This is a genomic window from Pseudomonas laurylsulfativorans, from assembly GCF_002906155.1.
GTDB lineage: Bacteria > Pseudomonadota > Gammaproteobacteria > Pseudomonadales > Pseudomonadaceae > Aquipseudomonas > Aquipseudomonas laurylsulfativorans.
The window spans coordinates 457,260-469,083 of sequence record NZ_MUJK01000003.1; the positions used below are offsets into that span (position 1 = coordinate 457,260).

Here is an 11,824-nt window from a genome sequence, read left to right on the forward strand (position 1 = left end):
ATTTTTATACGGTGCCCCAGCGAATGTTCAGACCGTTATCGATCTTTATCGGCACGCGCTATACCCGCGCCAAGCGCCGCAATCGCTTTGTCTCCTTCATCTCGATGACCTCGATGATCGGCCTCGCCCTGGGCGTGCTGGCGATGATCGTGGTGCTGTCGGTGATGAACGGCTTCCAGCGTGAAATGAGCTCGCGCATCCTCGGCATGGTGCCCCACGCCACCATCGTCGGCGTCAACCCGATTGACGACTGGAAGCCCGTGGCAGCCGCCGCGATGAAAAACCCGGAAGTGACGGCGGCGGTGCCGTTCACCGAGATGGAAGGCATGCTGTCCTACAAGGGTACGATGCAGCCTATCCAGGTCAGCGGTGTCGATCCGGCGCTGGAAGGCCAGGTGTCGATCGTCGCCAAGCACATCGTCCAGGGCAGTCTCGAAGCCTTGAAACCTGGCGAATTCGGCGTGGTGATCGGCGAGATCACGGCGCGCCGCTTCCGCTTGAACGTCGGCGACAAGATCACCCTGATCGTGCCGGAAATCAGCAATGCGCCGGGCGGCATTACCCCGCGCATGCAACGGCTGAATGTGGTCGGGGTGTTCAAGGTCGGCGCCGAGCTGGATGGCTCGATGGCGCTGATCCACATGGCCGATGCCGCGCAGATGCAGCACTGGGAGCAGAATCAGGTGCAGAGCGTGCGCCTGGCGGTGAAGGATCTGTACGCCGCGCCGCAAGTGTCGAGCGACATCGCCACGGGGCTGGGCGCCGCCTACAAGGCTGATGACTGGACCCACACCCAGGGCAGCCTGTTCAGCGCCATGAAGATGGAAAAAACCATGATTGGCCTGCTATTGCTGATGATCGTCGCGGTGGCGGCGTTCAACATCATCGCGACCCTGATCATGGTGGTGAACGACAAGGGCGCGGACATCGCGATCCTGCGTACCATCGGCGCCACGCCACGGCAGATCATGGCGATCTTCGTGGTGCAGGGCACGGTGATCGGCATCGTCGGCACCTTGATTGGCGGTGTGTTGGGCGTGATTGCCGCGCTGAACGTCAGCCAGATCGTAGGCTGGATCGAGCGAGTCAGCGGGCAGCATATCTTCAGTTCCGATGTGTATTTCGTCAGCAACCTGCCGTCCGAACTGCAAGGCGGGGACGTGGCGTTGATCTGCACGGCGGGATTTGTCTTGAGCTTCCTGGCTACCGTTTACCCGGCATGGCGGGCGGCGAAGATCGAGCCGGCTCATGCACTGAGATATTCGTAACCCGTAACACCGCCATCGCGAGCAAGCTCGCACACAGGGATCTGCGTCGTACACAGATTATGTGAACGCCACAAAACCCTGTGGGAGCGAGCTTGCTCGCGAGGGGGCCCGAACTACTGGCCTCAATCTCTTTTTGGTAACTCAATCACAAATCTGGTCCACCCCTTCTCCGATTCACAACGAATCTGCCCGCCATGGGCACGGATGATCGACTGGGTGATCGCCAGTCCCAATCCGGCATGTTCACTGCTGCCTTCACGGCGCGCTGGATCGGCCCGGTAAAACCGGTCAAACAGGCGCGGCAATAGATCTTCTGAAATCTGTTGGCCCGTGTTTTCAACGGTCAGGCGCAACTGTTTTGGCTGATCGACGATTCGCACCCGAACCTCGCCCTCGGTCGGGGTGAAGCGCAGCGCGTTGTCCAGCAGGTTCGACAACGCCCGCCGCAACATGCTGCGATCACCCTCTATGCGACCCGGGCCTTCACGGGTGAGCGTGACCCGGGCGTCTTCCGCCAATGGTGCAAAAAACTCCAGAAGCAGATCCGTTTCCTGTCCCAGTTCCAATGGCTCGCGTTTGGGGATCAGCAGTCCATGGTCAGCCTTGGCCAGATAGAGCATGTCATTGACCAGTTGCGCCATCCATTGCAGCTCCTCGAGATTGCTGTGCAATGCTTCGCGATAGTCCTCGATCGGGCGGGGGCGGGTGAGGGTGACCTGCGTGTGGGTTAGCAGGTTCGACAGTGGCGTACGCAGTTCATGGGCAATATCGGCGGAGAACGCGGACAGACGCTGAAACGAGTCGTCGAGGCGTCCGAGCATGGCGTTGAAGTTGTGGGCCATTTCCGCCAGTTCCGGCGGCATGTTTTCTTCAGGCAGCCGCGAGTTCAGCGATTGCGCGGAAACACCGCTGGCCACCGCGCTGATGCGCCGCAACGGGCGCAAGCCGCTGCGTGCCGCCCAGGCGCCCAGCAGCGCGGTGGCCAGGGCTGACAGGCCGACGGTCAGCCAGATCAAATGCTGCATGCGTTGCAGAAAGTGCTGGTGGTGGGTGATGTCCAGCAACAGGGTCAGTTGTGGCGAATCGGGTTTGTTCGCAAAAAGCGGCGCATTCAGTACGCGGTAATCCGTGCCTTCATGGCTCACCGTCGACAATCCGGGCCGGCGCGGCAATGCCTGCGGAATGTTGGTCGAGCTGTCATACCAGCGCTGGCCGTCGCTGCCGGTGATTCGCAGGGAAAGGTCAGCCTGCCGGCTCAGTTCCTCCGCCAGCTTCGCCTCGCTGTCACTCGACTGATAGTCGTGCAGGGCCCGACGCAAGCCAATCAACTTGCCGTCCAGCAGTTGCTGGTCGAGCTCAATGAAGTGCGCCTCGCTGGCGCGGCTGAACAGCACTCCGGCGAACAACGACACCACGGCGGTGCAGGCGGCAAACAACAGCGCCAGGCGGTTGCTTAAGGACAGTCGGCGCATCAGGCGGGGCGCTCTTCAAGGACGTAACCCATGCCGCGCACGGTGTGAATCAGTTTGTTGGGGAATTCATCGTCGATCTTCAGGCGCAGGCGACGGATCGCCACTTCGATGACATTGGTGTCACTGTCGAAATTCATGTCCCAGACCTGGGACGCAATCAGCGACTTGGGCAGGACTTCGCCCTGGCGGCGCAGGAGCATTTCCAGCAGGGCGAATTCCTTGGCGGTCAGGTCGATACGCTGGCCGCTGCGTTCGACCCGGCGACGGATCAGGTCCAGGCGCAAATCGGCCAGTTGCAGGCTTGTCTCCTGAGGCGTGGCGCTGCCGCGACGCAACAGACTGCGGACCCGGGCCAGCAGTTCGGAGAAGGCAAATGGCTTGACCAGATAATCGTCGGCGCCCAGTTCGAGGCCGTGAACCCTGTCCTCCACGGCGTCGCGGGCGGTCAGGAACAGTACCGGCGTGTCCAGGCCGGCGCTGCGCACCGCTTGCAGAATCTGCCAGCCATCACGACCTGGCAGCATCACATCAAGAATCAGCAGGGCATACTCACCGCTGAGGGCCAATTGCTGACCGGTGTTGCCGTCGGCCACCAGTTCCGTGTTGAACCCGGCCTCGGCCAGGCCCTGGCGCAGGTAATGGCCGGTTTTCGGTTGGTCTTCGACGATCAGCAGTTTCATGGGCGACTCTTGGCAAATGGTACGAACGCTTTATACCGTGGGCAGCGTTCATAGAGGTCAACCTGACGAAGTTGTAATCTGGCTGTCAGGTTATGGGCAGTGGCAGCAGTTTAGAGTTTTGCGCATGCTGAGCCTTATCTTGTTGGAGTACGACGATGTTTTTACGCAAATCCGTGGCACAAATCGTGTGTTTGCTGGCGCTGAGCTCACCCGTTTGGGCGGACGCCGGGCATACCTACGATTTCGGCCAGCCGGCCCCGGCGGACCAGGCGACCCGCAGCGTCGAGGTGGTCATGGGTGACATGTCCTTCACGCCGAAAGCCATCGATATCAAGGCCGGGGAAACCGTGCGCTTCGTGCTGGTCAATAAAGGCCAGTTGTTGCATGAGTTCAACCTGGGGGATGCGGCGATGCACGCCAGACACCAGCAGGAAATGTTGCAGATGCAACAGAGTGGCATGCTGACGCCCACCGGCATGAAGGCCATGGATCACGGCAATATGGCCGGCATGGATCACAGCAAAATGGACCACGGCATGAAGCATGACGACCCCAACAGCGTGCTGGTGGAGCCGGGCAAAACCGCCGAGCTGACCTGGACCTTCAGCAAGGCCACCAACCTGGAGTTTGCCTGCAGCATCCCTGGCCATTACCAGGCCGGCATGGTCGGCAAACTGACTGTCAGTCAGTAAGCACTCAAAGGCGGGAGCAAAGGCTGATAGAATCTGCTGATTCTTCAGTCAGGTTTCCGCCATGCATCCCGCAGCCGAACACTCGCCGCTGGGCAAGTCCAGCGAATACATCGCCACCTATACGCCGTCCCTGCTGTTCCCGATCCCGCGCACCGCGAAGTGGGCGGAGCTGGGCCTGACGGCGCAAACCCTGCCGTACAAAGGCGTGGACTTCTGGAACTGCTTCGAACTGTCCTGGCTGCTGCCGTCGGGCAAGCCCGTGGTGGCGATCGGCGAATTCAGTATTCCGGCGGATTCGCCGAACATCATCGAATCGAAGTCGTTCAAGCTGTACCTCAACTCCTTGAACCAGACCCCGTTTGCCGACACTGCGAGCCTTGAAGCCACGCTGGCCAAGGACCTGTCGGCGGCTGCCGGCAAGCCGGTGGGCGTGCGCATCCGCAGTCTCAAGGAAGTTGAAAGCGAAGGCGTCGTGGCCTTGCCGGGCGTGTGCATCGATGAGCTGGATATCAGCGTCAGCAACTACGAGCACCCGCGGCCGGAACTGCTGCGTTGCGATGATTCGCGCATTGTCGAGGAGAGCGTGCACAGCCATTTGCTCAAGTCCAACTGCCCGGTCACCAGCCAGCCGGACTGGGGCAGCGTGGCGGTGGAGTACCGCGGTGCGGCGCTGGATCACGCGAGCTTGCTCGAATACATCGTCAGCTTCCGTCAGCATTCGGACTTCCATGAGCAGTGTGTGGAGCGGATCTTCCTCGACCTGCAGCGGTTGTTGAAGCCGGAGAAACTGACGGTGTATGCGCGGTATGTGCGTCGTGGCGGGCTGGATATCAACCCGTATCGCAGTACTGAAGAAGTGCAACTGCCGAACCATCGCCTGGTCCGTCAGTAACGTAACCCTGTAAGAGCGAGCCTGCTCGCGAAAGCGGTGTGTCAGTCACCATCGATGCTGAATGTCATGACGCCTTCGCGAGCAGGCTCGCTCCCACAAGGGGCTGCATTGCCAGTCGTAGAAACGAAAAAGCCCTGCTAGCGATAGCAGGGCTTTTTTTCATTCAGGGTAGGGGCGTCAGACTCCCATGCTGACCAAGGCATTCACGATGTTGCGCAAGGTGCCAGCGATGGCGGGGTGATCGACTTCAAAGCGCTCAACGGCCAGGTTGACGCCGTCGGCGAGGCTGGAGTCTTGGGTTTTGGTTTCAAGCTCAAGCTTCAATTCAATCTGCTGCATGAGCTCGTGCAGTTCGGCGCGCTCTGCTTCAGACAACGGAGGATTCTGTTCCAGTTGCTCGCGCAGGGCATTGAGCTGTTCTTGCAGTTCGCGGGCAGGCATGGCGTTCTTCCTTATATCGATAGGCACTGGCATAGACCATGGCGAGAGGCCAAAGGTCGATGGCTGACCTTTAGATTAATCCACTCGCGCGCAACGTGCATGATCTCGATCAGGGCTTTTCGCCCTTGAGCCGACGCAAGCTGATATCGGCCAGGCAGGTATCGAGTTCACCGAGGTGATCGATCACCGAGTGCACGCCCAGACCGAACAATTGCATCGTGGCCCTGGCGCGTTTGATGTCGCGCTCCTGCTGGGTCAACGTTTGCCATTGCCGGGGCGTCAACCCGCACAGCGAGCCGCAGGACGCCAGGCCGATGGTCCACAACCCGGCATTGAGCCCCGCTTGCAGCAGGCGGGGCTCGCCGCTCACCAGTACACAGCCGTCGAGTCGTGCGACGTTCAGAGTCATCAAGGCTTGCCAGCAGGCATTCGGGGCGGGCCATGGATTGTTTGTTGCTGGATATTGCGAAGGTTTGATCCATTCCGGCAGCGCAGCGGCCAGGGATTGGCTGAGGGCAGGGGGCAGTTCATCGAGCCAGGCGCAGGGTATTTGCTGGCGCTGCAAGCTGCGCAGGCTATCGAGTGCGCCGGGCGTGGCCTCGGCGTGTTCGGCTGAGTGGCTGCCGTGCCGGTGCGTGTGTGCGCCGAAATCCACCAGGCAGCCACTGAGACCGAACAGTACGGCAGTCAGGCTGGGTGCGGTTTGGGGCAAGGCTTCGGCGAGCGGCATATGGACGTCCCTGAAATAGTCTGAAGGCTAGCGGGTGACGGTGACACTTGAGTGACATGGATGTGAATGGCTCACAATTGGCACGATTCCTGTGGCGCGGGTTTAGTGCAAAGTGCCTTAAACGGCGTTTACGTCTTATACTTGCCCACTTATTGCCCGGGGCAAGCGCCCGAGCCGGTACAAACCAAGGAGTTTTTTCTATGCGCTGGAGCAATCATCTAGCCAGGATTTGTGTATGCGCCAGTGTGATGCTGGTCCCGTTCGTTGCCCAGGCAGCCACGGAAGATGATCCTTGGGAAAGCATCAATCGCCCGATTTACAAGTTCAACGACGTGATCGACACCTACGCGCTGAAGCCACTGGCCCAGGGCTACCAGTATGTGACGCCGCAATTTGTCGAAGTCGGTGTTCATAACTTCTTCCGCAACATCGGTGATGTGCGCAACCTGGCCAACGATATCCTGCAGGCCAAACCTCGTGCCGCAGGCGTTGATACTGCACGAATCATTTTCAACACCACCTTCGGCTTGCTGGGCGTGATTGATGTCGGCACCAAAATGGGCCTGCAGCGCAATGACGAAGACTTCGGTCAGACGCTCGGTTACTGGGGTGTCGGTAGCGGCCCTTACTTGATGCTGCCACTGCTGGGGCCAAGCACCTTGCGTGATGCGCCTGCCAAGTTCGTCGACAGCTATACCGGCGCGTATCGTTACGTAGACGACGTGCCTGTGCGTAACTCGTTCTACGCCCTGGACATCATCGATACCCGTGCCAACCTGCTGTCGAGCGAGAAACTGATCACTGGCGACAAGTACACCTTCATCCGTAATGCGTACTTGCAGAACCGTGAATTCAAGGTGAAAGACGGTCAGGTTGAAGACGATTTTTAACGTCGACCGGTAAACTGAAAAAGGCGGCCCTCTAGGCCGCCTTTTTTATTAGCGATGGGTTTACTTCATCTTCAGGATTGTAAGGCCGAGTTTCTGGGTGCCACCGTCCTGTTCCTTTACCCACACCACTTCGGTGTCGGCTTCAAGGCCTTTGAGGGCAGCATGATCGGAATCGATCCGCACATTGAGCCGGTCGCCGACCTTGAGCAAACGAGGCGCCTGGAGCTGCATACGACTGCTGGAAAGGTCAATGCAGACGGCGGGCACCAGATCCCCCTCATGAATCAGCGACACCTCGGCATCGACTCGCATGCGGATGAAATCACGCTTTTCGCTGTAGTCCCGAGCGGTTTGGCTCATGGGTTAGATCCTTCCATTGGGTTTCAGATTTGACTGTTCTTATAACTCTCGGTGATTTGACAAGTAAAGACGTCAAGCGACCATCGGCGTGAGCTTGAAACGCCCCGCGGATGGGAGTACCGTCTGCGCCTTAGAAGGGCACCTCTGGTGTACATGTGTGTAGGGCAAATGCCCGAATGCGGTGCGTCAGAGAGGCTAGAAAGCGAATCCAGTAGTCAGCGCCGGGTCAAATTCCCCGCCTGCTACGCCAACCTAATTCTGGCGCCGTTTGCCCACATGCCAAAAACCAGTGCCACGCTGCTGATAATCGATGATGACGAAGTAGTGCGCGCGAGCCTCGCCGCCTATTTGGAAGACAGTGGTTTCAGCGTCCTGCAGGCCAGCAATGGTCAGCAGGGTCTTCAGGTATTCGAGCAAGACAAGCCCGACTTGGTCATCTGCGATCTGCGCATGCCGCAGATGGGCGGACTCGAACTTATCCGCCAGGTGACCGACCTGGCGCCGCAAACGCCGGTGATTGTGGTGTCGGGTGCGGGCGTGATGAACGACGCGGTCGAAGCCCTGCGCCTGGGCGCGGCGGACTATCTGATCAAGCCTCTCGAAGATCTGGCTGTGCTCGAGCACTCCGTGCGCCGGGCCCTGGATCGTGCGCGCCTGCTGCTGGAGAACCAGCGCTACCGCGAGAAGCTGGAAAAGGCCAACCGCGAGCTCGAGGCCAGCCTGAACCTGCTCCAGGAAGACCAGAACGCCGGTCGCCAGGTGCAGATGAACATGCTGCCGGTCAGTCCCTGGACCATCGACGAGTTCAAATTTGCTCACCAGATCATCCCGTCGCTGTACCTGTCGGGTGATTTCGTCGACTACTTTCGCGTCGACGAGCGTCGGGTAGCGTTCTACCTGGCGGACGTTTCCGGTCATGGCGCCTCTTCAGCCTTCGTCACCGTGCTGTTGAAGTTCATGACCACGCGCTTGCTGTTCGAATCCAAGCGCAGCGGCACTTTGCCGGAATTCAAGCCTTCAGAGGTTCTTGGTCATATCAACCGGGGCCTGATCAGTTGTAAGCTGGGTAAACACGTCACAATGGTCGGTGGAGTCATCGACGAGGAGACCGGTTTGTTGACCTATAGCATCGGCGGTCATTTGCCGTTGCCAGTGTTGTACACGCCAGACAGTGTTCGTTATCTGGAAGGGCGTGGTCTGCCGGTGGGCCTCTTCAACGAAGCCACCTACGAAGACCATGTGCTGGAGCTGCCGCCGACCTTCAGCCTGACGCTGATGTCTGATGGCATTCTGGATCTTTTGCCAGAACCCACACTCAAAGAAAAAGAAGCGGCATTGCCCCAACGGGTCAAGGCTGCGGGCGGCACCCTGGATGGGCTGCGGCAGGTTTTTGGATTGGCCACGCTAGGGGAGATGCCGGATGATATCGCCCTGTTGGTGTTGAGCAGGAATCTTTGATGAGTACCGGTAGAATCCAGTTCGCCGAGCAGGATGGCACCTTCGTCCTGAAGTTCGTCGGTGAAGTTCGCCTGACCCTGTGTTCGGCGTTGGATGCGACTATTGAGCGGATCTTCAGCGCGTTGAATTTCAATGCGATCGTGATCGATCTGACCGAAACCCGCAGCATCGACAGCACCACGCTTGGCCTGCTGGCCAAGCTGTCTATCCTCTCGCGGCAGAAAGTCGGCCTGCTGCCGACCGTCGTCACCACCCACGAAGACATCACGCGGCTGCTGCAGTCCATGGGCTTCGAGCAGGTCTTCAATATCGTCGACAAGCCGGTGCCATGCCCGGAATGCCTGGACGACCTGCCAGACCAGGATCAGTCAGAAGAAGTGGTGCGGATCAAAGTGCTCGAAGCGCACAAGATCCTCATGGGCCTGAACGATACCAATCGTGAAGCCTTCCATGACCTGGTGAATGCGCTGGAGCGGCACTGATCCCCTGAGTTGATGTGGCCTTGGCTGGCCTCATCGCGAGCAAGCTCGCGATGGCGTCCTGACAGTCACCAAACAAAAAGGGCGAACCTGTGAAGGTTCGCCCTTTTTGCATTACACCCGCTCAGATCACAGCTTGGCCTGCAACAACGCCTCAAGCTTCTCCTGATCCCGCGCGAACTGACGAATACCTTCAGCCAGTTTCTCGGTCGCCATCGCATCTTCGTTGGACAGCCAGCGGAACTGCGATTCGTTGAGGCTCAGGCGCGCTTCACCGGCATGGCCCGGCGCGAGTTTGCGCTCCAGCTTGCCGGTATCCGCTGCCAGTTTGTCGATCAGGTCCGGGCTGATGGTCAGGCGGTCGCAGCCGGCCAGTTGCTCGATCTGGCTCAGGTTGCGGAAGCTCGCCCCCATGACCACGGTCTTGTAGTCATTGGCCTTGTAGTAGTTGTAGATGCGCGTCACCGACTGCACGCCCGGATCATCCGCGCCGGTGTAGTCGTTGCCGTTGGCTTTTTTGTACCAGTCATAGATACGGCCCACGAACGGCGAAATCAGGAACACCCCGGCATCGGCACAAGCGGCGGCCTGAGCGAAGGAGAACAGAAGCGTCAGGTTGGTCTGGATGCCTTCCTTTTCCAGGATCTCGGCAGCGCGGATGCCTTCCCAGGTGGACGCGATCTTGATCAGCACGCGCTCGCGGCCAATACCGGCCTTGTCGTACAGCTCGATCAGGCGATGCGCACGCTTCAACATGGCGTCAGTATCGAACGACAGGCGCGCATCCACTTCGGTGGAAATGCGGCCCGGGATCACTTTGAGGATTTCTTGCCCCACCGCCACGCCAAAACGGTCGCTGGCCAGGCCCACATCGCCCTTGCAGTCGTTGACGCTGGCGTTCAGCAGCTCGGCATACGCGGGAATGGCCGCGGCCTTGAGCAGCAGGGAAGGGTTGGTGGTAGCGTCCACCGGTTTCACGCGAGCGATCGCTTCGAAGTCGCCGGTATCGGCAACCACGGTTGTCATTTGTTTGAGTTGTTCCAGCTTGGAAGTCATGGGCGTGCTCTGTCCTATGGGTCTGATGACATTACCCGAGCGCTGACAGCCACTCAAGGGCGCGTACGTGTATCGATGGCCCCTGCGGCAACAACCTGAAAACGGCTGTTTGAAAGGCGGGGCGCGGTATCGAAGAATTCGATGCCGAAACGCCCCACAGGTTCAACACGACCGAGCGTTAACGCCCTTCAAGCAACGCCGCCGCCTGATCCAGCAGCGCCAACGGATCTTTCGCCTTGTGAATATCCACCGACAGCAGCTGCCGGAACTTGCGCGCCCCCGGAAACCCTGTGCCCAGGCCCAGTACATGTCGGGTGATGTGGTGCATCGAACCACCGGCATCGATATGCGCCGCAATATAAGGCCGCAACTGCGCCAGTGCCTCGGCGCGGCTGATCACCGGTACCGTGCTGCCAAACAGCTGTTGATCCACTTCGGCCATCACATAAGGGTTGTGATACGCCTCGCGGCCCAACATCACGCCGTCGAAGGTCTGCAAATGCTCGTGGCAGGCCTCCAGCGTCTTGATCCCGCCGTTGAGAATGATCTCCAGCTCCGGAAAATCCGCCTTCAACCGTGCTGCCACGTCGTAGCGCAGGGGCGGAATGTCGCGGTTCTCCTTCGGCGACAAACCCTCCAGAATCGCAATCCGCGCGTGTACGGTAAAACTGGTACAGCCGGCATCCCTCACCGTACCGACGAAATCACACAACTCCTCGTAACTGTCCCGCCCATTGATCCCGATCCGATGCTTGACCGTCACCGGAATCGACACCGCATCACGCATCGCCTTCACACAATCGGCCACCAACTGCGGATGCCCCATCAGGCACGCGCCGATCATATTGTTCTGCACCCGATCACTCGGGCAGCCGACATTCAGGTTCACCTCGTCGTAACCATGCTCCTGTGCCATGCGCGCACACGCCGCCAGGTCCAGCGGCACGCTGCCGCCAAGCTGCAACGCCAGCGGATGCTCAGCCTCGTTATGCCGCAGGAAACGCTCGTGATCACCATTGAGCAGGGCACCGGTGGTGACCATTTCGGTGTAGAGCAGGGCGTTTTTCGACAGCAAGCGCAGGAAAAAGCGGCAGTGGCGGTCGGTCCAATCCATCATGGGTGCGACGGAAAACCGGCGGGAGAGCGGGGCGGGTGTAGCGTTGGCTGCGGACATTGGGGATCTGGAATCGGTGAGGCTGGGAGGTGGGGGAGTTTATCAGGATTGGGCAAATCAAGGCGCAATAGGGAATGGCGTTGCGTTGCTTACTTGCACGATAGCCTTGCCGGAATGCGCCGCTGCAAAATTCCGTTTCCCCGAATCGCTTACAAAACGGCTACACGTCCGACGGACGCGCTAGCATTTTGATGGCGCGGATCTATTCTCAGACTCTTAAATCTTCCTGTCT

At 59.4% G+C, this 11,824-nt stretch carries 13 protein-coding genes; 6 read left to right on the plus strand and 7 right to left on the minus strand.

The features are described 5' to 3' along the window. The first annotated feature begins 23 nt into the window (after positions 1-23). Positions 24-1,268, plus strand: coding sequence for a lipoprotein-releasing ABC transporter permease subunit (locus tag B0D71_RS12495; protein ID WP_103395028.1), 1,245 nt, complete (start codon positions 24-26; stop codon positions 1,266-1,268). A 122-nt stretch (positions 1,269-1,390) separates the two neighbouring features. Here the strand turns inward: B0D71_RS12495 and B0D71_RS12500 are convergent, their stop codons facing one another. Further along, complete coding sequence (locus tag B0D71_RS12500) at positions 1,391-2,740, minus strand: heavy metal sensor histidine kinase (RefSeq protein WP_103395029.1); 1,350 nt, start codon at positions 2,738-2,740, stop codon at positions 1,391-1,393. Further along, positions 2,740-3,420: a heavy metal response regulator transcription factor gene (locus B0D71_RS12505; protein ID WP_007995297.1), complete on the minus strand. Its 681-nt coding sequence runs from the start codon at positions 3,418-3,420 to the stop codon at positions 2,740-2,742. Before B0D71_RS12505 ends, B0D71_RS12500 begins: the two co-directional genes overlap by 1 nt. Before the next feature lie 155 nt (positions 3,421-3,575). Here B0D71_RS12505 and copI point away from each other — a divergent pair, with 155 nt between their 5' ends. Then, on the plus strand, positions 3,576-4,112 hold the full coding sequence (gene copI, locus B0D71_RS12510) for a copper-resistant cuproprotein CopI (protein WP_103395030.1): 537 nt from the start codon (positions 3,576-3,578) through the stop codon (positions 4,110-4,112). 61 nt (positions 4,113-4,173) lie between these two features. After that, positions 4,174-5,004 (plus strand): NADPH-dependent 7-cyano-7-deazaguanine reductase QueF, encoded by an 831-nt coding sequence (queF, locus tag B0D71_RS12515; protein WP_090454128.1) that lies wholly within the window; start codon positions 4,174-4,176, stop codon positions 5,002-5,004. Positions 5,005-5,181: 177 nt separating this feature from the next. On the opposite strand, the gene B0D71_RS12520 is transcribed toward queF, so the two are convergent. Together B0D71_RS12520 and B0D71_RS12525 are read right to left on the minus strand one after the other, a co-directional pair. Further along, complete coding sequence (locus tag B0D71_RS12520; protein ID WP_103395031.1) at positions 5,182-5,445, minus strand: DUF4404 family protein; 264 nt, start codon at positions 5,443-5,445, stop codon at positions 5,182-5,184. A 109-nt stretch (positions 5,446-5,554) separates the two neighbouring features. Further along, positions 5,555-6,175 carry an HAD superfamily inactivated hydrolase PcrP gene (locus B0D71_RS12525; RefSeq protein WP_103395032.1) on the minus strand — a complete coding sequence of 207 codons (621 nt, stop codon included), beginning with the start codon at positions 6,173-6,175 and terminating at the stop codon, positions 5,555-5,557. Positions 6,176-6,375: 200 nt separating this feature from the next. On the opposite strand from B0D71_RS12525, the gene B0D71_RS12530 reads away from it, so the two are divergent. Then, positions 6,376-7,065: an MlaA family lipoprotein gene (locus tag B0D71_RS12530; RefSeq protein WP_103395033.1), complete on the plus strand. Its 690-nt coding sequence runs from the start codon at positions 6,376-6,378 to the stop codon at positions 7,063-7,065. 60 nt (positions 7,066-7,125) lie between these two features. Here B0D71_RS12530 and B0D71_RS12535 read toward each other — a convergent pair whose 3' ends face one another. Beyond that, positions 7,126-7,425: a PilZ domain-containing protein gene (locus tag B0D71_RS12535; RefSeq protein WP_103395034.1), complete on the minus strand. Its 300-nt coding sequence runs from the start codon at positions 7,423-7,425 to the stop codon at positions 7,126-7,128. 276 nt (positions 7,426-7,701) lie between these two features. On the opposite strand from B0D71_RS12535, the gene rssB reads away from it, so the two are divergent. Together rssB and rssC are read left to right on the plus strand one after the other, a co-directional pair. Further along, positions 7,702-8,883: a two-component system response regulator RssB gene (gene rssB, locus B0D71_RS12540; protein WP_103395035.1), complete on the plus strand. Its 1,182-nt coding sequence runs from the start codon at positions 7,702-7,704 to the stop codon at positions 8,881-8,883. Then, on the plus strand, positions 8,883-9,365 hold the full coding sequence (gene rssC / locus B0D71_RS12545; protein WP_007978612.1) for an anti-sigma factor antagonist RssC: 483 nt from the start codon (positions 8,883-8,885) through the stop codon (positions 9,363-9,365). Before rssB ends, rssC begins: the two co-directional genes overlap by 1 nt. Positions 9,366-9,491: 126 nt before the next feature. Here the strand turns inward: rssC and tal are convergent, their stop codons facing one another. Both tal and dusA read right to left on the minus strand, forming a co-directional pair. Beyond that, positions 9,492-10,418 carry a transaldolase gene (tal, locus tag B0D71_RS12550; protein WP_103395036.1) on the minus strand — a complete coding sequence of 309 codons (927 nt, stop codon included), beginning with the start codon at positions 10,416-10,418 and terminating at the stop codon, positions 9,492-9,494. Between the two features lie 178 nt (positions 10,419-10,596). After that, positions 10,597-11,592, minus strand: coding sequence for a tRNA dihydrouridine(20/20a) synthase DusA (dusA, locus tag B0D71_RS12555; protein ID WP_103395037.1), 996 nt, complete (start codon positions 11,590-11,592; stop codon positions 10,597-10,599). Positions 11,593-11,824 lie beyond the last annotated feature (232 nt).